Source organism: Caulobacter sp. 602-1 (assembly GCF_003931565.1).
In the GTDB taxonomy this organism is placed as follows: Bacteria; Pseudomonadota; Alphaproteobacteria; order Caulobacterales; family Caulobacteraceae; genus Caulobacter.
Window position 1 is genome coordinate 12,694 of record NZ_RRYI01000006.1, and the last position, 24,744, is coordinate 37,437.

Here is a 24,744-nt window from a genome sequence, read left to right on the forward strand (position 1 = left end):
CAGAACCGCCGACGAGGCTCCTCAAGGCGCCGCTAAAGGCCTAGGCGGTCGATATGCGCGTCCTCGTCATCGACCCCGATCACGCCCGGGCGGCCCTCGTGGCCGCAGGGCTTCAGGGCGTCGAGCCGGCGGAGGTGCGTCACACGACCCTCTACGATGAGGCGGAGGTCCTGGCCTTCGCGCCCGACGTGGTGGTGATCGCGGCGGAAAGCCCCGATCGCGACACACTCGAAAGCCTGCGCGAAGCCACCGAAGGCGCGCCGCGTCCAGTCGTGATGTTTGTCGACCGCTCCGAGCCTGGGCTGGCGGAGCAAGCCGTTCGGGCCGGAGTGGCGGCCTATGTGGTCGATGGGCTGGCGCCGGGCCGGGTGCGCTCGATCCTCGACGTGGCCATGAGCCGTTTCGCCCTGACCCAGCAACTGCGCGGCGACCTGGCCAAGGCCAAGGCGGATCTGGAATCCCGCAAGGTCGTCGACCGGGCCAAGGGCCTGCTGATGAAGGAGCGCGGCCTGGACGAGGACGGTGCCTATCGCCTGCTGCGCAAGCTGGCCATGGACCGGGGCAAGCCGATCGGCGTCGTGGCCGCAGACCTGCTGGCCTTCGCCGGCGTGCTGCGGGGAGACGCCTCGTGAGCGGCCTTTCCGAACTGCGGCTGGGGTTCATTCCGCTGACCGACTGCGCGCCGCTGGCCGTGGCCGCGACGCTGGGCTTCTTCGAGGACGAGGGGTTGGCCGTCGAACTGGTCCGCGAGGCCTCGTGGGCGACGATCCGAGACAAGGTCGCCGTCGGGGCGCTGGACGGGGCGCACATGCTGGCGCCGATGGCGTTGGCCGCCGGGGGCGCTATCCTGGCTCCGCTGGCCCTGAACCGGAATGGCGCCGCCATCACGGTCTCGACGGCGCTGGCCGGAACGATCGGGCCGAAGGGCGAGGGGCTGGCGGAGGTCGTCGCGGCGCGGCGGGCGAGCGGGCGGGGGACGCTGACCTTCGCCGTGGTCTTCCCGGAGTCGATGCACAACTACCTGCTGCGCGACTGGCTGGCGGCGGCGGGGATCGATCCCGACCGCGATGTGCGCCTGGTGGTGATCCCGCCGCCGCGCATGGTCGAGCGGATGCGAGCCGGCGAGGTCGACGGCTTCTGCGTCGGCGCGCCCTGGAACGCGGTGGCGGAAGCCGAGGGACTTGGTCGCATCCTGATCACGGCCTCGCAATTGCTGCCCGGCGGACCGGACAAGGTGCTGGGCGTTCCGGCGACGCTGGCCGAGCAACGGCCCGACGACCTTCGCGCCTGCCTGCGGGCCGTGATCCGCGGCGCGGCCTGGGCCGATGACCCAATCAACCGCGAAGACCTGATCGCCATCCTGGCGCGTCCCGATGTCGTCGGCGCCGCGCCAGCCGCCATCGCTCGGGCCTTGGCGAACGAGATCGTCTTCCACCGCGACGGAGCCAGCTTGCCGCGCCGCGAAGACGGCCTGTGGATGGCGTCCCGAATGGTCCGCTGGGGCCAACTGCGCGCTGGCGTCGACCTCGACGCCCTGGTCGATCGGGTCTACCGGTCCGACCTCTACCGTGATGCGGCGGAGATTTCGGGACATCTTCTCGCCTGATCTGCACGCTTCGTGAGCGCCGCCGACGCCGTGCCGCTCAGCAAACGTGCGCCGCAACAAACCTCGACATCGCGACACGTCGCCGGCGTGACAGCCGCGTGAAGCTGGGTCTCATCTAGCTTCAAGGCCTCCGAACAACGGCGTTCGCGGCTGCCAGAGGACCGCTCGGATGCGGTCAACCGTCCGGGACGACGACGTCCCGCTCTCGCAGACACGCAAACATCCGAGGCCGTCATGATCTCCCGCGACTTTTTGAAGGCCGGCCATGCGCCGACCCTGTTCGCAGCGTTCCTGTATTTCGATCTCAGCTTCATGGTCTGGGTGATCCTGGGGCCGCTGGGCGTCGCCATCGCCAAGGACTTCCATCTCGACCCGGCCCAGAAGGGCCTGATGGTCGCGATCCCCGTTCTCGCCGGGGCCGTGCTGCGCCTGGTCAATGGCGTGCTGGTCGACCGGATCGGTCCCAAGAAGACCGGCATGGTCGGGCAGATGATCGTCCTGACGGGCCTGGTGCTGGCCTGGGCGATCGGCATCCACAACTACCATCAGGTGCTGGCCCTGGGCGTGATCCTGGGCGTGGCCGGCGCCTCGTTCGCCGTAGCCCTGCCGCTGGCCTCGCGCTGGTATCCGCAGGAACATCAGGGCCTGGCCCTGGGCATCGCCGGCGCCGGCAACTCGGGCACGGCCCTGGCGGCCCTGTTCGCGCCGGCTCTGGCCAAGGCGTTCGGCTGGCAGGCCGTGATCGGCCTAGCCGCCATCCCCCTGGCCGTGGCGTTCGTGGTCTACATGCTGCTGGCCAAGGACGCGCCCGAGCAGCCCGCCCCGAAGAAGCTGGCCGAATATCTCGACGTCTTGAAGGTCCCGGACGCCTGGTGGCTGATGCTGCTGTACGCGGTGACCTTCGGCGGCTTCGTGGGCCTGGCCTCGTCGCTGACCATGTACTTCAACTCCGAATACGGCCTGGACCCGGTCGTCGCCGGCTTCTTCACCGCCGCCTGCGTCTTCGCCGGCTCTTTCATCCGTCCGGTGGGCGGGGCGCTGGCCGACAGGTTCGGCGGCGTGCGCACTCTGAGCTTCGTCTATGTCCTGGCCGCGATCGGCCTGACGACCGCCAGCTTCCAGCTGCCCTCGGCCTATGTCGCCCTGGCCGTGCTGATGTTCTCGATGCTGGCCCTGGGCGCGGGCAACGGGGCGGTGTTCCAGTTGGCGCCGCAGCGCTTCCGCAAGGAGATCGGCGTCATGACCGGCCTGATCGGCATGACCGGCGGCCTCGGCGGCTTCTACCTGGCGTCCACCCTGGGTCTGGCCAAGAAGATGACCGGTTCCTACCAGTCCGGCTTCATCGGCTTCGCCCTGCTGGCGCTGTTCGCCCTGGTGGCCCTGTTCAGCCTCAAGGCGCGCTGGCGGGCGATCTGGCCGACCTTGCATGGCGACGCCGCGACCGTCCGCGTCTGATCCTGTTCCTCCGGCAAGCGAGATAGACCCATGACGAAAGAACGTCTGGTCGTCATCGGCAACGGCATGGCCGGCTGCCGGGCGGTCGAGGAAGTGCTGAAGCGCGACCCCGCCCGCTACGACGTCACCATCTTCGGCGCCGAGCCGCGGGTGAACTACAACCGCATCATGCTGTCGCCAGTGCTGGCGGGTGAAAAGACCTTCGACGATATCGTCATCAATGACGAGGCCTGGTACCGCGACAACGCCATCACCCTGCACGCCGGCCGCGCCATCAAGGCGGTGGACATCGAAGGCCGCAAGGTGATCGCCGAGGGCGGGCTTGAGGTCGGCTACGACAAGCTGATCCTGGCCACCGGCTCGGACCCGTTCCGCCTTCCGCTGCCGGGCTCTGACCTCCAGGGTGTGGTCACCTTCCGCGACCTCGACGACGTCGAGGCCATGGTCGAGGCTTCCGGCAAGCCGAACGCCCGCGCCGTGGTCATCGGCGGCGGCCTGCTGGGCCTCGAAGCGGCCTATGGCCTGGCTCGCCGCGGCATGGCCGCCACGGTCGTCCACCTGATGGACGTCTTGATGGAGCGCCAGCTGGACGAGAGCGCCGGCTACCTGCTGCGCGAGGCCTTGGCCGAACGCGGCGTCGAGACGGTGCTGGGCGCGCATTCCGAGGAGATCGTCGGCCGCGACGGCAAGGTCGCCGGTCTCAAGCTGAAGGATGGTCGCGTCCTGCCGTGCGACCTGCTGGTCATGGCCGTCGGCATCCGCCCGAACGCCGCCCTCGCCAAGGCCGCCGGTTTGCAGGTCAATCGCGGCGTGATCGTCGACGACGCCATGCGCGCGTCCGATCCGGCGGTGTTCGCCGTGGGCGAGTGCGTCGAGCACCGCGGCAATTGCTACGGCCTAGTCGCGCCCATCTGGGACATGTGTCGGGTCCTGGCCGAGGCATTGACGGATGGCGAAGGCGCCTATGCCGGCTCTGTCCTCTCGACACGCCTGAAGGTCTCGGGCGTCGACGTCTTCTCGGCCGGCAAGTTCGCCGGCGGCGAGGGCTGCGAAGACATCGTGTTCCGCGACGCCGCGCGCGGCGTCTACAAGCGGGTGGTCATCGAGGGAGGCAAGGTCGCCGGCGCGGTGCTGTTCGGCGACGCGGCCGACGGCGGCTGGTACTTCGACCTGATGCGGGCCGGGACCGACGTCGCCGAGATCCGCGAGACCCTGATCTTCGGGCAAGCGATCACGGAGGGCCTCTCGGGCCTGGACCCTAGCGCGGCCGTTGCGGCCATGCTCGACACGCAGGAGATCTGCGGCTGCAACGGCGTCTGCAAGGGTGCGATCACGGGCGCCATCACGACCCAGGGCCTGACCACGCTGGACGACGTCCGGGCGGTGACCAAGGCCTCGGCTTCGTGCGGGTCCTGCACGCCGCTGGTCGAGCAGGTCATCCGCCTGACCCTCGGCGACGGCTTCAAGGCCCAGGCCGGCCCTAAGCCGATGTGTAAGTGCACGCATCATCCGCATGGCGACGTGCGCAAGGCGATCGTCGAGTTCGAGCTGAAGTCCATGCCCGCCGTCTTCCAGGCCATGGAGTGGACCACGCCCGACGGCTGCGCCTCATGCCGCCCGGCCCTGAACTACTACCTGCTGTGCGCCTGGCCGGGCGAGTACGTGGATGACAGCCAGTCGCGCTTCATCAACGAGCGCGTCCACGCCAACATCCAGAAGGACGGGACCTATTCGGTCGTGCCGCGCATGTGGGGCGGCATGACCAGCCCCGCCGAGCTGCGGGCTATCGCCGACGTCGCCGACAAGTACGCCATTCCGGCGGTCAAGGTGACGGGCGGCCAACGCATCGACCTCTTGGGCGTCAGGAAGGACGACCTCCCGGCGGTGTGGGCCGACCTCAACGCCGCCGGCATGGTCAGCGGCCACGCCTACGCCAAGGGGCTGCGCACGGTGAAGACCTGCGTCGGCAGCGACTGGTGCCGCTTCGGGACGCAGGACTCCACGGGCCTCGGGATCAAGCTCGAGAAGTTCATGTGGGGTTCGTGGGCGCCGGCCAAGGTCAAGCTGGCCGTGTCGGGCTGCCCGCGCAACTGCGCGGAATCGACCTGCAAGGACATCGGCGTGATCTGCGTCGACAGCGGCTACGAGATCCACGTCGGCGGCGCCGCCGGCCTGCATATCCAGGGCACGCAGCTGCTGACCAAGGTTCCGACCGAAAACGAGGCGATCGCGGTGATCGCCGCCGTCATGCAGATGTACCGCGAGGGCGGCTGGTACCTGGAGCGGATCTACAAGTGGATGGCTCGCGTGGGCCTCGACACGATCCGCGCGGCCACCGTCGACGACCTCGACAGCCGCGCCACGCTCTACGCCCGCTTCGTGGTCTCGCAGGAAACCGCCCAGATTGACCCGTGGGCCGAGCGCGCCACTGGCGGCGTGGCGGCGGGTGAGTTCGCGCCCATGGCGACCCTTCCCTTGGAGATGGCGGCCAAATGACCCTGCAAGCCCATATCGATCCGCACTGGCGAGACGTCGGCGCTGTGACGGACATCCCCGAGCGCGGCGCGCGTCGGGTGGCCACCGCCCAGGGCGACGTCGCCGTGTTCCGCACTGGCGACGGCCAGGTCTTCGCCCTGGTCGACCGCTGCCCGCACAAGCGCGGTCCCTTGAGCCAGGGCATCGTCCACGGCCACGGGGTGACCTGCCCCCTGCACAGCTGGGTCATCGACCTGGCGACCGGTCAGCCCACGGGCGCCGACGCCGGCAAGGGCTGCGCGCCGGTCGTGCCGGTTCTGGTTCGGGACGGTCGGGTCCTGCTGGCCCAGCCCGTCATGGCGGACTGAGCGCATGGCCGATGGCTCCACGTCGCTGAAGACCGTCAAGACCACCTGCGCCTACTGCGGCGTCGGCTGCGGGGTGACGGGTGCGGTCGGGCAGGGGCGTTCGGTGTCGATCGCCGGCGACGTCCTCCATCCGGCCAACCTCGGCCGGCTGTGCTCCAAGGGTTCTGCCCTCGGCGCAACGGTCGGATTGGAAGGGCGTCTGCTGGAGCCGACGATCAACGGCAAGGCCGCGACCTGGAACGAGGCTACCGCCCTGGTCGCGAAAAGGTTCAGGGACACCATCGCCCGCCACGGTCGCGACAGCGTGGCCTTCTACGTCTCGGGGCAGCTGCTGACCGAGGACTACTACGTCGCCAACAAGCTGATGAAGGGCTTCATCGGCTCGGGCAATATCGACACCAACAGCCGCCTCTGCATGGGCTCGGCCGTCGCCGCCCACAAGCAGGCGTTCGGAGCCGACCTCGTGCCCGGCTGCTACGAGGATCTCGATCTCGCGGACCTCGTTGTGTTCAGCGGCCACAACGCCGCCTGGACCCACCCGGTGCTGTTCCGCCGCATGGAGCAGGCGAGGGCGCGCGGCCAGAAGCACGTCGTCATCGACCCGCGCCGCACCGACACCGGCGAGGGCGCGGACCTGCACCTGGCGATCGCCCCTCAGAGCGACGTCCGCCTGTGGAACGGCCTGCTGGCCGACCTGATCCGGCGCGGCGCGATCGATCGCGGCTACATCACCCGACATGTGAACAATTTCGAGCAAGTCATGGCCAAGCTTGCCGAAGGCGACCAGTCTTCAAGCGCCGTCGCAGCGGACTGCGGCGTGGCCGAGGTCGATCTGCTGACCTTCTACGATCTGTTCGCCGCCAACCCGCGGACGGTTAGCCTGTTCTCGATGGGGGCGAACCAGTCGGCTCAGGGCGTGGCCAAGGGCCTCTCGATCATCAACGCCCACCTGGCGACGGGTCGGATCGGCAAGCCCGGCGCGTGCCCGTTCTCGATCACCGGCCAGCCCAACGCCATGGGCGGGCGCGAGACGGGCGGCATGGCCAACACCCTGGCCGGTCACATGGACTTCGCGCCGGAAGACCGTGACCGGGTAGCCCGTTTCTGGGGCGCGCCCGACACGGCGCGCGCGCCGGGCCTGAAGGCTGTCGAGATGTTCGAGGCGGTCCGCGACGGGCGGATCCAAGCCATCTGGGTGATGGCCACCAATCCCGCCGTCAGCCTGCCCGATAGCGGCGCGATCCGCGAGGCCCTGGCCGCGTGTCCGTTCGTGGTGGTCTCCGACTGCGTCGATACCGACACCACCGCCTTCGCCGACGTCAAGCTGCCGGCCCTGGCCTGGGGCGAGAAGGACGGAACGGTCACCAATTCCGAGCGTCGGATCTCGCGCCAGCGGGCCCTGTTCCCGGCGCCAGGCCAGGCGCGCGCCGACTGGAAGATCGTGGCCGACGTCGCCACGGCCATGGGCTTCGACGGCTTCGGCTGGGCCAGCAACGCCGGTGTTTTTCGTGAATGGGCCCGTTTGACGGCCTACGAGAACGACGGTCGACTTCTGAACTTATCCGGCCTTTCGGCTTTGACGCCAGAGGCTTACAATGAACTTTTACCGATCCAGTGGCCCGTGAGGGATGGCAAGGGCGCGCAGCGGCTGTTCGTCGACGGCCGCTTCCAGACCCCCGACGGCCGGGCCAGGATGGTTCCGGTCGAGCCGAAGGGACCGGCCGAGGCTGTCGGCGACGCCTTCCCGATGTCACTGAACACCGGCCGTATTCGCGACCAGTGGCACACCATGACCCGCACCGGCCTAGCGCCGGACCTCTGCCGTCACGCGCCCGAGCCCTATGTCGAGATCCATCCGGACGACGCCTTGGCTCTGGGCGTGAAGGACGGCGCCCTGGCGCGGGTGACGACCGCGCGAGCCGAGGCTGTCGCCGTGGCCAAGGTCAGCGACCGCCAGCGGCGCGGCAGCCTGTTCATGCCCATGCACTGGACGGACGCCTTCGCGCCGTCGGGTCGGGCCAACGCCCTGGTCGCGCCCAACGTCGACCCCACCTCCGGCCAGCCGGAGTTCAAGCACACCCCCGCCCGTGTCCGCCCCTATCGCGAAACCTGGAAGGGATTCTTTCTGAGCCGATCCGTCCTGACGTCCCTGGTCGGGGCGGATCTTGTCTGGCGGCGTATCCCCCAGGACGCCTGCCAGCAGCACGAGTTCGCCGGCCGGGGCGACGCTGTCGAGCGCGACGCCCTCCGCAAGGCCCTGACCAAGGGCCTGGCCGGCGAACTCGTCACCTATGAGGACCCCGCCACCGGCGCGCGCCGCATGGCGTGGGTCGAGAACGGGCGCCTGGTCGCCGTCCTCTACATGACCACCACCGGCCGCCTGCCGCCGCGCGACTGGCTGGCCGAGTTGTTCGCCGAGGAGACCCTCTCGCCCGAGGCGCGCTCGGCCCTGCTGTTCGGCCGCCGGCCCGGCGCGTCGGTCGACAGCGGGCCGATCGTGTGCGCCTGCCTGAAGGTCGGCGCCAAGGCGGTCGACGCGGCTATCGCCGCCGGGGCGGACAGCCCGGACGCCGTTGGCGCGGTCACGGGCGCGGGGACCAACTGCGGATCCTGCCGTCCTGAAATAGCCCGCATGATCAAAACCTTCGCCGTTACTCCTAAGGAGCCCGTCCATGTCGGTTGAGATCAAGCTCGGCAAGGTGCTGCTGGTCGGCGCCGGTCCGGGGCCAGTGGATCTGATGACCGTCCGCGCCGTCCGCGCCGTCGAGAGCGCCCAAGCGCTGCTCTACGACGCCCTGTGCTCGGAGGAAGCCATCGCCCTGGCGCCCGCCGGCTGCGTGCGCATCCAGACCGGCAAGCGCGCGGGCAAGCCCAGCATGAAGCAGGACGAGATCAACCGCCTGATGCTGCGACTGGCGCGCAAGGGCCTGAAGGTTGTCCGGTTAAAGGGCGGTGATCCCTCCATTTTCGGTCGGGTCGGAGAGGAGGCTGCGTTCCTTAAAGGCTTCGGGGTCGAGACCGAGGTCGTGCCCGGCGTCACCGCCGCCTGCGCCGCCGCCGCCCAGTTCGGCTTTCCGCTGACCCACCGCGGCGAGGCGCGCCGGGTGGTCTTCACCACCGCGCGGCTGGAGGCCGGCAAGTTGTCGGGCGACTGGAGCGCCGCCGCCGATCCCGAGGCGACGCTGGCGGTCTATATGGGCGGCGCGGTGGCGGGCGACCTCGCCCGAGGGATGATCGAAGCCGGCCGGCCCGCCGACACGCCTGCCGTCGCCATCGAGAAGGCCGGCGGCGCCGAAGCCCGGCTCTATCCGGCCACCTTGGCGACGCTGGCGGAACGCATCGCCGAGGCCGGCGACGGGCCGCTGCTGATCGTCGTCGGCGAGGTCGCCGCCTTCGCAACCGCCAATTCGATGTCACAGGTCGAGCGCAGGGCCTTCGGCTGAAAGTCGCCGCGATGTTCGAAATATCATCTGACAGCTGACAAAAGTGGCCCGTATCGCACGGGCTCCGTTTCCGGCCTTGCAAGGACGATAGGTTCGCGCGAAATCGCTGCGAATGAAGAAGATGCTTACCTGCGGCCTCGCCGCCGCCGCCGTGTCGATGGGCTTTGCCGCCCAGGCGTCCACCCTTTCCGCCAAGCCGGATCCAAGGTTGGTCGTGGTCATCTCGATCGATCAGTTCAGCGCCAACCTCTACGCCCAGCACCGGCCGGAGTTCACAGGTGGGCTCAAGACGCTGAGCAGCGGCGTGGTCTATCCGAACGGCTACCAGTCGCACGCCTTCACCGAGACCTGCCCGGGTCACTCGACCCTGTTGACGGGCAAACATCCGAACAAGACCGGCATCAGCGCCAACGACTGGTACGACCTCTCCACCGGCAAGACGGTCTACTGCCTGGCCGATCCCAACGCGACGCCGGCCGACAATCCCAAGGGCCGGGCCGTGTCGCCGGTCAATCTGGTCGCCACCACCTATGGCGACTGGCTGAAGGCCGTGTCGCCGAAAAGCCGGGTCTTTGGCGTGTCTGGCAAGGATCGCGGGGCGATCACCATGTCGGGCCATCAGGCCGATGGGCAGTTCTGGTATCAGCCGGGCTTCGGTTTCACGACCTGGGTCGCCCAGGGCCAGACGGCGGAAGAGCGCTTGAAGCCCGTCGCCGCCTTCAACGCCAGGCTGGCGGCGGACCTCAAGAAACACCCTTACGTCTGGGACTACGACAGGAAGTTGGTCGGCGGTTCGGCCAAGCGCTGCCAGGCGCTGGAGGCCGACTACGAGACTGGCGGCCGCAAGTGGCGCGCGGCCCTGCCGATTCCGCTCGCGACCGACGAGGCTGGCCGGCAGCGCGATCTCTACGCCAGCCCCTATACGGACCAGGTGACCCTGGAGCTGGCCCAGACCCTGCGCGAGACCTACGCCCTGGGCGGTGGGCCGCAGGTCGACGTGCTGACGGTCAGCCTGTCGGCCACCGACTTCATCGGCCACCGCTGGGGCACGCGCGGTCCGGAGATGTGCGACCAGATCGCCCGCCTTGACGACCGCCTGGGCGCGTTCCTCAAGAGCCTGGACAAGGTCAAGGGCGGGGTTCTGGTCGTGCTGGCCGCTGACCATGGCGGCGCCGACTTCGCCGAACGCCTGCATGACGAGGGCTACGACATCGAGCGCGTGATCGGCAAGCCGTGGGTCGCCGGGCTGAACGCCCAGCTGCGCAAGGATCTAAACCTGTCGTGGGATCCGTTGATCGCCGACGGCGGCATCGACCAGATCTATGTCGTCGGACCGGATCGCAAGGCGCCCTCGATCACCGACCGCGCCCGCATTACGACCGCGGCCCTGGCCTTGATCCAGCGTGATCCGGCCGTGGCCGAGGCCTTCGATTCCAACGCCATCCTGACCCTGGCGCCGGCTCCGGCCGACGCCGCGATCGAAGAACTGTCGGTGGCCGAGCGCGTGCGTCGCAGCGTCTATCCGGGCCGGGTCGGGGATATACTGATCGCCTTCAAGCCCAACCGCGTGCCGGCCACGGCGGGGGCGACCTACGTCTCGACCCACGGCAGCCCGTGGGACTACGACCGTCGCGTGCCGATCCTGTTCTGGTGGAAGGGCGCGACGCCGCACGAGCGGGTGCTGCCGCTGGACACGGTCGACATCGCCCCAACCATCGCCGCTGTCACAGGCGTCAAGGCGCCGGCCGACATCGACGGCGTCTGCCGGCCGCTGGTCTACGGCCAAGGCTGCTAGGCTAGCGCTGCCGGCGACGGTGGCGGGCCAGGTCGATGCCGTGACGCTCGATCTTGTCGTAGAAGGTCTTGCGTGGAATGCGCAGGATTTCCAGCGCCTTGCGGACATCGCCTTCACCGGCCGTCAGGGCTTCCTCGATCAGATGCGCCTCGTAGGTCGCCACCCGCGCCGGTAGCGGCGGCGGGGGCTGGGCCGGCAAATCGCCGCCCTGGTCCGCTAAGCCAAGCGCCACGCGCTGGGCGTAGTGGCTGAGCTCGCGGACGTTGCCGGGCCAGTCGTGATTGCAGAGCCGCCAGCGGATCGCGTCGTCGATCTTCGGCGACTCGCCCTGGAGCCGTTCACAGGCCCTGGCCAGGAAGTGGGCGAACAGCAGCGGCACGTCCTCGCGTCGCTCGCGCAGCGGTGGGATGCGGATACGCACGACGTCCAGGCGGTGGAACAGGTCCTCGCGGAAGGCGCCGGCCGCGACGGCGTCCGACAGGTCCGACTTGGCGGCGGCGACGACGCGCAGATCGAGGGTCTGGGCGCGGTTGGAGCCCATTGGCGTGACTTCTCGTTCTTCCAGCACGCGCAGGAACTTGCCCTGCGCCTCCGGCGCGAGGGTCTCGATCTCGTCGAGGAACAGGGTGCCGCGATCAGCCTGCTGGATGCGGCCGGCGCGCTGACGCACGGCGCCGCTGAAGGCGCCCAGTTCGTGGCCGAAAAGCTCGCTATCCAGGGCCGCGGCGGGCAGGGCGGCGCAGTCGACGGCGACGAATTCGCGGTCGCGGCGGCGACCCCAGGCGTGCAGGGCGCGGGCGGCCAACTCCTTGCCGACCCCGGTCTCGCCCTCCAGCAGCACGTCCACATCGGCGTTCGCCAGCTGTCTTAGCGTCGCGCGCAGTCGCTCCATGACCGCCGTCTGGCCGATCAGGGGCCAATCGCCCTGGGCCTCGACGGCCAGGGTGCGCAGGGTGCGGTTCTCCAGCACCAGCCGACGCTTCTCCATCGCGCGGCGGATGCTGCTGACCAGACGATCGGGGGCGTAGGGCTTGGCCACGAAGTCGTAGACCCCGTCATGCAGGGCCTCGACCGCCTCGGCGACGTCGGCGTGGCCAGTGATCAGGATGACCGGCAGATCTTCGTCCTGGGCCTTGAGGCGACGGAACAGCTGGCGGCCGTCAAGGCCTGGCATGCGGATGTCGCTGACCACCACACCCGGGAAGCCGGCCGGCAGGGCGGCCAGGGCCGCCTCGGCGGCGGCGAAGGCCATGACTTCGAACCCGGCGAGTTGCAAGGTCTGAACATTGGCGTCGCGCAGCACCTCGTCGTCGTCGATGAAGGCCACTTGGTTGACGGGAACAAGCATCAGGAACGCGCCTTGGGGAGGGACATCACGAAGCGGGCGCCGCCGGGGGCGGGCTCCAGGGAAAGCTCGCCGCCGAACTCGGCGACGATGTCGCGGCTGATCACCAGGCCCAGGCCGAGGCCGCGCGGCTTGGTGGTCGCGAAGGGGGTGAACAGGCTCTTGGCGGCCTCGGGGGCGACTCCGGGGCCATTGTCGGCGACCACGATCCGCACCTGCGCGCGTTTGACCGCGACCTGAACCCGGATCTCCGGATTGGTCGCGCCCTCCAGCGCCTCCAGAGCGTTCTGCAGCAGGTTGACCAGCACCTGTTCCAGCCGGAAACGCTCGGCCATCACCCGGGCGGCCTCGTCCGCCTCGTCGCGGATCACCCGGACGTTCTGCTGACGCACGCGTGGGCCGACCAACAGTAGGGCGCCATCGATGGCGTCGCGCACGGTCACCGGCGCGGCGGGCGCGCTGGACTTGCGGGCGAAGGCGCGCAGTTCGTCGGTGATCAGGCCGATACGCTCGGTCAGGCCCGCGATAAGGCCGAGATTGGCCTTGGCGGTCTTGTCGTCGGCCCGGTCCAGGAAGGCGGCGGCGTTGTCGGCATAGGCGCGGATGGCGGCGACCGGTTGGTTGATCTCGTGGGCCACGCCCGCGGCGATCTGGCCTAGGGTGGCCAGCTTGTTCGACTGCACCAGCTCGTCCTGCATCAGGTGGACGTGAGCCTCGGCGCGGCGGCGTTCCTCGATCTCGACGACCAGACGCTGGTTGGTCTCGCGCAGTTCGGTGGTGCGCTCGGCGACGCGGGCCTCCAGTTCCAGCCGGGCGGTCTCCTGGCGGGCGGCGCGGAGGCTGGCCTGACCACGCCAGCGCAGGAGGGCGAAGGCGATACCGCACACGACCAGACCGACCAGCAGGGCGATGGCTCGCGCCCCGGCGACGGCGGTCCGCAAGGTTTCGCCCACCGGCGTGAAGGTGAAGACCGTCCAGCCGGCGGCCCCCAGGTCGGCGCTGGCGGCCATGAAGCGCGTGTCGCCGTCCGCCGCCGCCGTGGTCAGGACCGGCGGCCGGCCGGCCAAGGGCGCGGGCGAGGCCTTCAGCACCGAGAACGGGGCATCGCCGAACCTGTGCTCGGTGCGCAGTTGTTCCTGCTCGGCGCGGGGCAGGCGGGTAAGTGTCGAGAACCGCCAGGCTGGGATAGAGGTCACCAGGATCACGCCGCGCGGATCGGCGACGAAGGCCGGCTCGGCGGCCGACCATTCGGCCTCCAGCGCCTCGAACTCGACCTTCACCACCACGACGCCCAGCATGCCCTCGCGCCCCTCGACGCGGCGGGACATGAACAGGCCCGGCCTGCGGCTGACCGTGCCGAGGGCGAACAGTTCGGCCACGCCCTTGGCGCTGGCCTCCTTGAAGTAGGGGCGGAAGCTATAGTCGGAGCCGACAAAGCTGGTCGGTTCTCGCCAGTTGCTGGCGGCGATGGTCCTGCCCTTGGCGTTCAGCACATAGATCACCGCCGCGCGCGTGCCGCCGCTCAGGGTTTCCAGCTTGCGGTTCAGGGCGTCGATGCCGCGCGGATCGGCCGAGCGCAGGGTCTCGGCCACGTCCGGGTCCTGAGCCAGCACGAAGGGCAGGGAGCGGTGCTTGGCCAGTTCGCTGCGCAGCACGGCCGCGTGCAGGGTGGCGGAGGTCTGGGCCTGACGCGCCAGGTCGGCCTCGGCGCGCCGTTCGGCGACCGCGCCCGCGAAGCCGACGACCGCCGCCAGGATGATCACGCTCACCGCGAAATAGGCGGCCCAGCGGCGAACGATCGGGTCGGCGAGATTCGGCGGCCGCATGGTCGTCATCAACGCGTTTCCAGGATTTGTGTGGATTCTCGCACAAATGCCGGATTGGCTGTAGGGATTTTCGCAGTCGGTGGCGCTGTTAGCGTCGTCTTCGAATAAGGAATATTGTTTTGAAGCAATGTCTTATGGCTTTTCTTCAGGCCGCTTGCGCGGGCTTCCGCCTGAAAGGATCGTCTATCCAGGCGCCCTGGCAAAGGGGCGCGGGTGGAAACGCGGCTCCAAGAGGCGACAGTGAAGACGATCCAACCGGCCGCGCCCGCGCGAGCCACTGAACGATCCCGGCCGTTCTTCCAGCACCTTTATTTCCAAGTGCTGCTCGCCATCGTCCTGGGCGGCGCCATCGGCCACTACTATCCGGAGATCGGCCAGTCGCTGAAGCCTCTGGGCGACGCCTTCATCAAGCTGGTGAAGATGGTCATCGCCCCGGTGATCTTCCTGACTGTGGTGACCGGCATCGCCGGCATGCGGGACCTGGAAAAGGTCGGCCGCGTGGCCATCAAGGCGCTGGTCTATTTCCTGATCTTCTCGACCCTGGCCCTGATCGTCGGGTTGATCGTCGCCAATGTCGTCCAGCCGGGCGCGGGCATGAACATCGATTCCGCCACCTTGAAGACCGACAAGGTCGCCGAATACGCCGCCAAGGCGCACGACCAGAGCATCGTCGGCTTCCTGTTGCACATCATCCCGGACACCGTGGTCGGCGCCTTCGCCGAGGGCGAGATCCTGCAGGTGCTGTTGATCTCGATCCTGTTCGGCCTGTCGCTGACCCTGGTCGGCGAGCCGGCTCGCCCCGTGGTCGACTTCCTGGAGCTGGTGGCCCAGGCCTTCTTCAAGTTCGTGCACATCGTCATGAAGGCCGCCCCGCTGGGAGCCTTCGGCGCCTTCGCCTTCACGATCGGCAAGTACGGCATCGCCTCGGTCGCCAACCTGGCCATGCTGGTCGGCACCTTCTACCTGACCTCGGCGCTGTTCGTGATCGTGGTGCTGGGCGCGGTGGGTATCGCCAACGGCTTCTCGATCTTCAGCCTGATCCGCTACCTGAAGGCCGAACTGCTGCTGGTGCTGGGCACCAGTTCGTCGGAAGCCGCGCTGCCCAGCCTGATCGAGAAGCTGGAGAAGGCTGGTTGCCCGAAGTCGGTCGTCGGCCTCGTCGTCCCGCTCGGCTATTCGTTCAATCTGGACGGCACCAACATCTACATGACCCTGGCGGCGCTGTTCATCGCCCAGGCCACCGGCGTTCACCTGTCATGGGAGCAGCAGGCGCTGCTGCTGGGCGTGGCCATGCTGAGCTCGAAGGGCGCGGCGGGCGTGACCGGCGCGGGCTTCATCACCCTGGCCGCGACCCTGTCGGTGGTCCCCTCCGTTCCGGTGGCCGGCATGGCCCTGATCCTGGGCGTCGACCGCTTCATGTCGGAGTGCCGGGCCCTGACCAACTTCACCGGCAACGCGGTGGCGGCGATCGTCGTCTCGCGCTGGGAGCGCGGCCTCGATGTCGCGGCCCTCAGGTCGGCCCTCAATCCCGAGAAACACCCGCCCGACACGAGCGGTCCCGTCCCGGACGCCGCGCGCCCTTAGGGCCGGCGGATCCAACTCCAGAGCCTGCTCAGAACAAGAAACTTGGGGAGCTAAACGTGACGCACCAAAACCTCCGTGGCCATCGCCGCCGCCTTGTCCAAGGCGTAGCCCTGGCCAGCCTGCTCGCCGCCACGGCCGCCGCCGCCCAGGAGGCGACCGACGCCACCAAGGTCGAGGAAGTCGTCGTGGTGGGCAGCCAGATCAAGGGCGCCAAGACCACGGCGGCGCTGCCGGTTACGGTGCTGGACAACAACCAGATCGCCGCCACCGGCGCGGTGTCGGGCGATGACCTGTTCCGCTCGATCCCGCAGATGGGCGATGTCTTCATCAATCCCAGCAACGCGCCGCAGACCAGCAACTCCACGCGCGGAGACGTCAACTCGATCAACCTGCGCAGCCTGGGCGTCGGCAACACCCTGGTGCTGCTGAACGGCCGCCGCCTGGTCTCGCATCCGACCAGTCAGTCGTCGGGCACCGTGCCGCTGCTGGGCTACAACGCCAACGCCATCCCGACCTCGAACCTGGATCGCCTGGAAGTGCTGCGCGACGGCGCCGCCGCGATCTACGGCGCGGACGCCGTGGCCGGCGTGGTCAATACGGTGCTACGGACCGACTTCGACGGTCTGACCGTCGACGCCCAGTACGGCTGGGCCGAGGGCACGCACCGCAAGGAATACACCAGCAACATCTTCGCCGGCCGCAACTTCGCCGAAGGCCGGGGCAATATCTCGCTGAACGGCAACTTCACCTGGCGCACGGCCCAACGTCCCAGCGACCGGCCCTATACCGCGACCCAGGACCTGCGCTCTCTATTCGCCGGCTATCCGGAGTACGCCGCCAGCGCCGCGCCGGACAATCGCGGCAACCAGAACTCGTTCGCCAACTTCACGGTGTTCGGCGGTCCCGGCGTCATCCGCCAGGGAGCGACGGCTTTGACCTCGGCGGCCGGCGCGACCCACGTGCAGCCCAACACCATCGCCGGCTGCGCCACACAGTTGGGCGCCGGCCTGTGCCTGGGCACGGGCAACCTGGCCACCGGCAGCACGGCCAACGCCTACCGTTACAACGCGGTGCAGAACGACGCGACGACCATCGCGCCGGAGATCGAGCGCCAGAACGTCTTCCTGAACGGCCACTACGACATCGGCGACACCCTGACGGCCTATGGCGAGATCGGCCTCTATCACGCCACGTCGGAGGGCCTGACGACCCAGGGCACCAGCCTGGTGGCGATCGGGGTCCCGGGCAGCAACTACTGGAATCCGTTTGGCCCGGTGACCTTCGCCGACGGTACGGTCAATCCCAACCGCTTGCCGAACCTGACCAACGTGCCGGCCGCCGGCCTGCCGGTGACCTTCACCAACTACCGCTTCAACGACCTGGGACCGAGCAAGGTCGAGGTCGAGAACTACCAGACCCGCTTCCTGGGCGGCCTGAAGGGCGAGCGGTGGGGCTGGTCCTGGGACTCGGCGCTGCTCTATTCCAAGGCCGACGCCAAGGACGAGAGCGACGGCATCGACAGCAAGAAGCTGGCCGCCCAGCTGGCTCTGTCCACGCCCGACGCCTACAACCCGTTCAACGGCGGCTGCCTGGACGGCGCGGGTGGTCGTGACTGCACGCCCAGCTCCAAGGCCGCGCTGGACGCCATCCGCTTCCGCCTCAAGCGCCATTCGACCACCACCCTGACCCTGGCCGACTTCAAGGTGTCCAAGCCGGACCTGCTGACCATCTGGTCGGGCGATGTCGGCGTCGCCGCCGGCGTCGAGTTCCGTCACGAGACCCAACAGGACCGCCGCGACCCGCAGCTGGACGGTCGTACGCCCTTCACCGACCCGGTGACGGGCAACACCAGCAACAGCAACGTCACCGGCGTCAACGACACGCCCAGCACCAAGGGTTCGCGCGACGTCGGCTCGGCCTTCGTCGAGTTCGCCCTGCCGCTTGTCTCGCCGGAGATGAACATCCCGCTGGTTCGCCGTATCGATGTCCAGCTGGCCGGCCGCTACGAGAATTACAGCGACTTCGGTTCGGTCGCGAAGCCCAAGGTGGCCTTCGCCTGGGATGTGGTCGACGGCGTCCGTTTCCGCGGCTCCTGGCAGAAGGGCTTTCGCGCCCCGAACCTGGAGACGACCAATCCGTTCGCCTATTCGCGGACCAACACCGTCACCGACTACTACCGCTGCGAGGCCGATCTGCGGGCCGGCCGCATCTCGACCTTCAGCGCCTGTACGCGCGGCGTGGGCATCCGCTTCACGACCGCCGGCAACCCGAACCTCAAGGCCGAGGAGAGCGAGAGCTATTCGGTGGGCGTCGTGCTGCAGCCGACCTTCATTCCAGAGCAGTTCGGCCGCTTCACGGTCACCGTCGATCGCTGGCAGATCAAGCAGCAGGGCATCGTCGGTACACTGGGCTCGACCAACGCCGCCGTGCAGGACTACCTGTTCCGCCTGACGGGTTCGACCAACGCCAATGTCATCCGCGCCGCACCAACGGTAGACGACGTCGCCTTTTTCAACGGCACGGGCCTGACCCCGGTCGGCCAGATCCTTGAGATCCGCGACCAGTTCAAGAACCTGCAGCCCCAGACCGTCAGCGGCATCGACTTCGGCCTGAACTGGACGCTTCGCACCGACAAGCTGGGGCGCTTCAGCGCCAATGTCGATGGCACCTACATGGACAAGTTCTCGCAGGAACTGGCCCCGCCGATCGCCGATCTGTTCGCCGCCCGCGCGGCCGGGACGATCAACCCGGCCACGCCGCTGACCGATCCGGGCGACCTGCTGAAGCGCAACGGCAAGCCGAAGTGGAAGTGGAGCGGCACGGGCACCTGGCGCGGCGGTCCGGTCCAGATCGGCGCCTCGGTGATCTATACCGGCGCGGTGCTGGACACCGACCTGCTGTCGACCACCGGGGAGCCCTGGCGCGTGGAACCGCTGACCACGGTCAACCTCTATGGCCAGTACCGCTTCGAGCGGAAGGGCTGGGCCAACGACACCCGCATCCGGGTCGGGGCGCGCAACCTGTTCGACAAGGATCCGCCGCTGTCGTCGTCGGGCTACATCGGCTCGCTCTACAACCCCTATGCCCGCTACTGGTACATGAGCGTCAGCAAGTCATTCTGAGGCCCAGCGCACCGGCCGCTCCAACATTCTCCCAGGAGCGGCCGGCTTTCCTTCGTATTTGCGTGACGAGGTTTTCGCCGGTGATGAAGCTGTCCCCCAAGCTCTCGGGCGCCGCTCTGGCTTTCTGTCTGGCGATGTCCGCCACGGCCGCCTGGGCCCAAGCGCCCGTCGCAAAGACCTGTCCCGATGGCCTGCCGGCCGAGACCAAATGTATGGCCGGCCAGGACATCAATGGCGCCTACTATTGGATCGCTATTCCAAAGGCTTGGAACGGGACGCTTGTCCTGCATACCCATGGCGGGCCGCGCTTGAAGAAGCCCAAGCCCGACGACGCGATCGAGGATCTGCAGCGCTTCGCCGTCACCGTCGCCGAGGGTTATGCTTGGGCCGGCTCCAACTATCGCCGCGAAGGCTACGGCGTCCGCTCGGCCGCCGAGGACAGCGACAACCTGCGCAAATTGTTCTGGGAAAACTACGGCCGGCCCAAGCGCACCATTCTGCACGGCCAGTCCTGGGGCGGGAATGTCGCGGCCAAGACCGCCGAGCTCTACGGCAAGGACGCCGACGGCAGTCTCGTCTACGATGGCGTCATCCTCACCAGCGGCGTGGTCTCGGGCGGCACGCGCGCCTATGACTTCCGCGCCGATCTGCGGGCCGTCTACCAGTACTATTGCGGCAACCATCCGGAAAAGGGCGAGGCCCAGTATCCGTTGTGGCAGGGACAGCCGGTCGGCTCGAAGCTGACCAACAAGGAGCTCGACGAGCGGGTCAACGCCTGCACCGGCGTCGACCTGCCGGCGGGCCAGCGCACGGTGCAGCAGCGGCGCAACCTCGCCAATATCCTGGCGGTGACCAGGATCCCCGAGCGCACCCTGGGCAGCCACCTCTCCTGGGCGACCTTCACCTTTGCCGACATGGTCAACAAGCGGCTGGACGGGAAGAACCCCTTCACCAACATCGGCGTGGTCTACAAGGGTTCCGACGACGACAAGGCGCTGAACAAGGGCGTGATCCGCTTCAAGGCCGATCCCGAGGGCGTGCGCAAGCTGGCCGACGACAGCGACCTGACCGGCAAGCTGCTGGTTCCGACCCTGACGATGCACGCCATCGACGATCCGACCGCCTTCGTCGAACTGGAACAGGTGTTCCATGACACCGTCGCCAAGGCTGGCAAGAGCGACCTGCTGGTCCAGTCGTTCACCGACGAGCACGAGCATTCCAAGCTGGCCACGCCCGAATACGCGGCCTTGCTGCGGGCTATGACGGCCTGGATCGAGCTGGGAACCAAGCCCAGCCCCGCGACCCTTGCCGTCGGCTGCGCCGAAGCCGCCAAGACCTATGGCGAGGCCTGCCACTTCCAGGTCGACTACAAGGTCCCGGCGCTGTCGACTCGCAGCTATCCGCGCGCCAAGCCGGGTCTGAAATAGGGCGCGTGGCTGGCGAGCTTGCCGTGGGGCTGGCGGCCAATCTCAATTCCTGTTGTACGATCGCCGGAACGAGATTGCCCACATCGTCCTCGGGCGGCCGCTGTGGGACCAGGCGAGGGGACTTCGGTGATCGAACTCTATCACTGCCATGACGCGCGATCGTTCCGAGCCCTTTGGGCGCTGGAGGAGATGGGGCTGGCCTATCGCCTGCACGTGTTGCCGTTCCCGCCACGCTTCCTGGCGCCCGAGTACCTGGCGCAAAATCCGCTGGGCACGATCCCGCTGTTGGTCGATGGGGAGACGCGAATGACCGAGTCGGCCGCGATCCCGCAGTATCTCGCGACACGCCATGGCTCCACGCCGCTGGCGGTCGGCGTGGACGAGCCGGACTACGGCTTGTGGCTGGACTGGATGCATCGCGGCGAGGCGACGCTGACGTTCCCGCAGACGATCGTGCTGCGCTACACCCAGCTGGAGCCCGAGGAGCGCTGGGTGAAGCAGGCGGCCGACGACTACGCCCAGTGGTTCCTGTCGCGCCTGCGCCATGTGACCCGCGCCCTGGCCGACCGCGAATGGCTGTGCGCCGGACGGTTCACCATGGCCGACGTCTGCGTGGGCTACGCCCTGCTGCTGGCCCATACGGTCGGACTGGATCACAAGTTCAGCCCGGAAGTCGCGGCCTACTGGGAGCGACTTTCCGCGCGGCCGGCGTTTCTGGCCGCCAAGGCGGCGCAGAACGTCAAGGCGGCTTGAGGCCGTCAGCCCAGCGCCTTCGACAGGCGCAGCCACAGCTGCTGGTCGAAATCCTGATCGGCCGCGGCCTGACCCATGCGGACAACGACCAGCTTGCGGCTGGTCGAGACGTAGAGGCGACGGTCGAGCGCTCCGAACGCAGCGACTGTATCGGCGGGCGCGGCGGGAATAGGGGGCCCCGGCGTGGCGCGTCCGGTCGCTCGGATGGTCTCCGAGCCGCCGTTCAGCCACCACAGCCGGCCATAGGCGGGGTTGGTCGCCGAGCGGACGAACATCGCCTTGAGGCTTGCTTCGGAGACGATCCGCTTGCCGTCGGCCGCCTTGCCGCCGTCAAGCACGATCTGGCCGAACCGGGCGACGTCGCGCGGGCAGGTGACCAGACCCGTGGCGTTGCCGACGCTGGCGAAGGCGGCCGGCCGTTGGCGCCAGGCGGTGTCGACCATCCCGGCCGGCGCGGTCAGCCAGTCGCGGGTGATGGTCTCGAGCGGCAGCTTGGCGGCGGCGGCCACGACGCGTTTGGTTTCCGCATAGACCGGGGTGTTATAGAAAAATCGCGTCCCCGCCGGAGCGACGAAGGCCAGCTTCTCGTCCAGGCCCGAGGCCATGGTCAGCAGATGGATCACGCGGATAGCCGCTTCCTGCTCGGGCGAAGCCTTGGACCACCCCGCGCCGATATAGTGGGCGACCGGCTTGTCGACATCGATCAGGCCCTTGTCGATGGCGATGGCGACCAGCATCGAGACGAAGCTCTTCTGCTGCGAAGCGACGTCCTCCAGCAAGGCCCCGTCCTTTGTCGTTCCGTAGGTGAAGCTGGCCCGAAACTGGCCCGCGTCGGCCGGCAGGGGCCAGTTCTTTTCGACCAGTGTCTCGCCGCGCTGGACCACCAGGAAGCCGGTGGTGTTCTGCTCGCCCAGATAGTCGAGCACCGGCCGCAGGGCCGTGGACGGCGCGGCGGCGAGGGCTGGCGAGGCCGCGAGAAGCCCCGCGCTGGCCAGAATGGTCCGGCGTGAAATCGCGAATGGCATGAGTCGCCTCCCATGAATTGGCAGGCCCTTGTCGGCCGGGCCGTGTATGAAGTCAGGCGCAACAAGGAAGAGCCCCGGAGCTTGCTTGTCCTGCATGGCCATCTTGGCGCCGGAAGCGGGGGCGAAGCGGAAGCCGTGCTCGATCATCGCGGATGATGAACTTCATTTCGCGCGAGCATCAACAAAAATTGTTGAACAATATTGTTGACGAGGTTGAACGCACGCGTGTGTCCTCGAGGTCAACGGCGCGGCGATCACGGCGTCGAGGGAGGGATCATGCCAGGCCTGTTCATGGTCGCCGCGCCGCCGCGATTCGCCGGCGACAATGCGCCTTGGCCCTCGCCATGGTTCGCCGACGCGCCGTCGAGGCGCACATCATCCACGGTTGACGGGAACGGAGAACGGCATGGGCGCGTCGCGTCGGGATCTTCTGGTGGGCGCCCTGGGCGTCGGCGCTCTGGCGGCTGCGCCGGGGGCTCAAGCGGCGGCCGCCAAATTCGACGCCGCCTGGCTGCAGATGGTGCTGGAGCGCTTCGCCGGCTTTGGGGGCAAGGCCTCGGGCGGCGCGGGCGACAACGCCAGCGGCGATTGGCTGGAAAAGGAGCTGACCGCGCTCGGCTATCGCTGCGAGCGACAGGCCTTCGAGGTCCCGTACGCAGATGTGCGCCAGGCGACGCTGGTCGCCGGCGGACGACGCGCCGAGGTCTTCCCGCAGGCGACCGTCAGGACGACGGCCGTCGGGGGACTGACCGCGCCCCTCAAGTCGTCCGCCATGCCGGGGAGCCTTGATGGAGCCATCGCGCTGGTCGTGCTGCCGTACAGCCGGTGGGTCAGCATGGCCCAACCGGTCATCCGCGCCGCTCTGAAGGACGCCTTTGATCGCGGCGCGGCGGCGGCCGTGGTCGTGACCACGGGGCCGACAGGCGAGGTGATCGGCCTGAATGTCAGCCCGTCGGAACCCGGCTTCCAGAAGCCAGTCGTCCTGCTGGCCCCCAAGGACGCCCCTCCATTCGTCGCGGCCGCCAAGGCGGGCGCGACCGTGACCCTGACGGTCGACGCCGAGGTCGGCCGGCGACCGGCCTACAACCTGATCGCCCGTCTCGATCGCGGCGCGGCCAAGACCTTGATCGTCACCACGCCGCGTTCGGGCTGGTTCACCTGCGCGGCCGAGCGAGGGGCGGGAGTGGCGATCTGGCTGTCGCTGGCCCTTGGCCTGGCGGCGGCCAAGCCCAAGGTCAATCTGGAATTCGCCGCCACCAGCGGCCACGAATACATCTATCTGGGCGGGGAGCGCTATCTGGAGCACCACGCGCCCAAGCCCGCCGACACCCACGCCTGGGTCCACATCGGCGCAAGCGCCGCCGCGCGCGACTGGCATGAACTGGGCGCCCTGCGGCCTTTACCCAGCGCCGACGCCCAGCGTGTGCTGACCGCGACGCCGGACTTGCTGGAACGGACCCGCCGAGCCTTCCACGGCATCACCGGTCTTGAGGCCACCTACGAGGCCAACAAGGCCAATGCCGGCGGCGAACTCGTCAATGTGATCGAGGCCGGCTACGTGTCGGCCATCGGCCTCTATGGCGGCCATCGCTACTTCCATACCGCCGGCGACGATATGCGTTGCGTGTCGGGGGAACTGGTCGAGCCGGTCGCCGCGGCGTTCCGAGCCGTGATCGACGCCACCTTCTGAACGGCAAATCCGGGCTCAGTCGCCGGTGAACGCACAAGTGGAGGTTCTTCGGCTTGACCGGCGCGCCTGGGCCGCTAGAGCCGAGGTCAAGCGTCACCGGAGGCCGGCATGATCAATTTTCCCGACGACATCTTCACCGAGCCCTCGGACGTGGATCCGGACACCTTGGCCAATCTGGGTCCGCTGCGTCCGCTGGCTGGCGTATGGGAGGGACTGAAGGGCGTCGATCTGAACCCGAAGGCCGAAGGCCCCGAACGGCGCGACTTTCTCGAGCGCATCGAGATGCAGCCGATCGACCCGCAGGCCAACGGCCCGCAGCTGTTCTACGGCCTGCGCTATCATGTCCACATCGTCGCCTCGGATGAGGAGACCAGCTTTCACGACCAGGTCGGTTATTGGCTGTACGAGCCGGCGACGGGCCTGATCCTGCAGACCCTGGCCATTCCGCGCGGCCAGGTTGCCCTGGCCGCCGGGCGCGCGGCCGAGGATGGTTCAGGACTGGTCGTTCGCGCCGAGCGGGGCGGGCCGGGCTACGGCATCTGTTCGACCGACTTCCTGGAGTGGGCGTTCCGGACGGATTCCTACGAATTGGACGTCCGCTTCGAGGCCGACGGCGGGTGGTCCTACACCTCAACCACCATGCTGCAGGTCCGCGGCCGCACGGCGCCGTTCCGTCATGTCGACCGCAACGCCCTGACCAAGGTCGCCGAGCCGCGGCCCAATCCCTTGATGCGCATCACCACCGGCGAGGCGACGCGAAGCCAGGCCCACGGCTTCATCGCAATCGGTGAGCCGGTCGAAAGCTAGCTCAGAGCCGCGACGATAGCTTG

The 24,744-nt window shown here is 68.4% G+C and carries 17 protein-coding genes; 14 read left to right on the plus strand and 3 right to left on the minus strand.

Features of this window, described 5'->3' with window-relative positions:
• Positions 1-53 precede the first annotated feature (53 nt).
• The 8 genes from EIK80_RS17500 (at position 54) to EIK80_RS17535 (ending at position 11,142) form a co-directional block, all read left to right on the plus strand.
• Positions 54-632 (plus strand): ANTAR domain-containing response regulator, encoded by a 579-nt coding sequence (locus EIK80_RS17500; RefSeq protein WP_125158307.1) that lies wholly within the window; start codon positions 54-56, stop codon positions 630-632.
• A complete protein-coding gene (locus EIK80_RS17505; protein WP_158624729.1) occupies positions 629-1,606 on the plus strand; it encodes a CmpA/NrtA family ABC transporter substrate-binding protein in 978 nt (325 codons plus the stop codon). Before EIK80_RS17500 ends, EIK80_RS17505 begins: the two co-directional genes overlap by 4 nt.
• A 234-nt stretch (positions 1,607-1,840) precedes the next feature.
• Positions 1,841-3,061: a NarK/NasA family nitrate transporter gene (locus EIK80_RS17510; RefSeq protein WP_125158308.1), complete on the plus strand. Its 1,221-nt coding sequence runs from the start codon at positions 1,841-1,843 to the stop codon at positions 3,059-3,061.
• Between the two features lie 30 nt (positions 3,062-3,091).
• The gene (nirB, locus tag EIK80_RS17515) at positions 3,092-5,557 is read left to right on the plus strand and encodes a nitrite reductase large subunit NirB (protein ID WP_125158309.1); all 2,466 of its coding nucleotides are present in this window, start codon (positions 3,092-3,094) and stop codon (positions 5,555-5,557) included.
• Positions 5,554-5,904, plus strand: a complete 351-nt coding sequence (gene nirD / locus EIK80_RS17520) for a nitrite reductase small subunit NirD (RefSeq protein ID WP_125158310.1) — start codon at positions 5,554-5,556, stop codon at positions 5,902-5,904. The genes nirB and nirD overlap by 4 nt, the downstream gene beginning before the upstream one ends.
• Positions 5,905-5,908: 4 nt before the next feature.
• Positions 5,909-8,587 carry a nitrate reductase gene (locus tag EIK80_RS17525; protein ID WP_125158311.1) on the plus strand — a complete coding sequence of 893 codons (2,679 nt, stop codon included), beginning with the start codon at positions 5,909-5,911 and terminating at the stop codon, positions 8,585-8,587.
• Positions 8,577-9,347: a uroporphyrinogen-III C-methyltransferase gene (cobA, locus tag EIK80_RS17530; RefSeq protein ID WP_125158312.1), complete on the plus strand. Its 771-nt coding sequence runs from the start codon at positions 8,577-8,579 to the stop codon at positions 9,345-9,347. Before EIK80_RS17525 ends, cobA begins: the two co-directional genes overlap by 11 nt.
• 121 nt (positions 9,348-9,468) lie before the next feature.
• A complete protein-coding gene (locus EIK80_RS17535) occupies positions 9,469-11,142 on the plus strand; it encodes an alkaline phosphatase family protein (RefSeq protein WP_199743541.1) in 1,674 nt (557 codons plus the stop codon).
• Position 11,143: 1 nt separating this feature from the next.
• Here EIK80_RS17535 and EIK80_RS17540 read toward each other — a convergent pair whose 3' ends face one another.
• Together EIK80_RS17540 and EIK80_RS17545 are read right to left on the minus strand one after the other, a co-directional pair.
• Entirely contained in the window at positions 11,144-12,490 is a 1,347-nt protein-coding gene (locus tag EIK80_RS17540; protein ID WP_125158314.1) for a sigma-54 dependent transcriptional regulator, read from the minus strand.
• Entirely contained in the window at positions 12,490-14,322 is a 1,833-nt protein-coding gene (locus tag EIK80_RS17545; RefSeq protein ID WP_125158315.1) for an ATP-binding protein, read from the minus strand. The genes EIK80_RS17540 and EIK80_RS17545 overlap by 1 nt, the downstream gene beginning before the upstream one ends.
• A 231-nt stretch (positions 14,323-14,553) precedes the next feature.
• On the opposite strand from EIK80_RS17545, the gene EIK80_RS17550 reads away from it, so the two are divergent.
• The 4 genes from EIK80_RS17550 (at position 14,554) to EIK80_RS17565 (ending at position 21,199) form a co-directional block, all read left to right on the plus strand.
• On the plus strand, positions 14,554-15,897 hold the full coding sequence (locus tag EIK80_RS17550; RefSeq protein WP_199743530.1) for a dicarboxylate/amino acid:cation symporter: 1,344 nt from the start codon (positions 14,554-14,556) through the stop codon (positions 15,895-15,897).
• A 56-nt stretch (positions 15,898-15,953) separates the two neighbouring features.
• Entirely contained in the window at positions 15,954-19,019 is a 3,066-nt protein-coding gene (locus tag EIK80_RS17555; protein ID WP_125158316.1) for a TonB-dependent receptor domain-containing protein, read from the plus strand.
• Between the two features lie 83 nt (positions 19,020-19,102).
• Entirely contained in the window at positions 19,103-20,446 is a 1,344-nt protein-coding gene (locus EIK80_RS17560; protein ID WP_125158317.1) for a hypothetical protein, read from the plus strand.
• 126 nt (positions 20,447-20,572) lie between these two features.
• Positions 20,573-21,199 carry a glutathione S-transferase family protein gene (locus EIK80_RS17565; protein WP_125158318.1) on the plus strand — a complete coding sequence of 209 codons (627 nt, stop codon included), beginning with the start codon at positions 20,573-20,575 and terminating at the stop codon, positions 21,197-21,199.
• Positions 21,200-21,204: 5 nt separating this feature from the next.
• Here EIK80_RS17565 and EIK80_RS17570 read toward each other — a convergent pair whose 3' ends face one another.
• Positions 21,205-22,224, minus strand: a complete 1,020-nt coding sequence (locus EIK80_RS17570) for a serine hydrolase (RefSeq protein ID WP_125158319.1) — start codon at positions 22,222-22,224, stop codon at positions 21,205-21,207.
• Positions 22,225-22,630: 406 nt separating this feature from the next.
• On the opposite strand from EIK80_RS17570, the gene EIK80_RS17575 reads away from it, so the two are divergent.
• Entirely contained in the window at positions 22,631-23,914 is a 1,284-nt protein-coding gene (locus EIK80_RS17575) for a M28 family peptidase (RefSeq protein ID WP_158624730.1), read from the plus strand.
• 108 nt (positions 23,915-24,022) lie between these two features.
• Positions 24,023-24,721, plus strand: a complete 699-nt coding sequence (locus EIK80_RS17580) for an FABP family protein (protein WP_125158321.1) — start codon at positions 24,023-24,025, stop codon at positions 24,719-24,721.
• Positions 24,722-24,744: the final 23 nt, after the last annotated feature.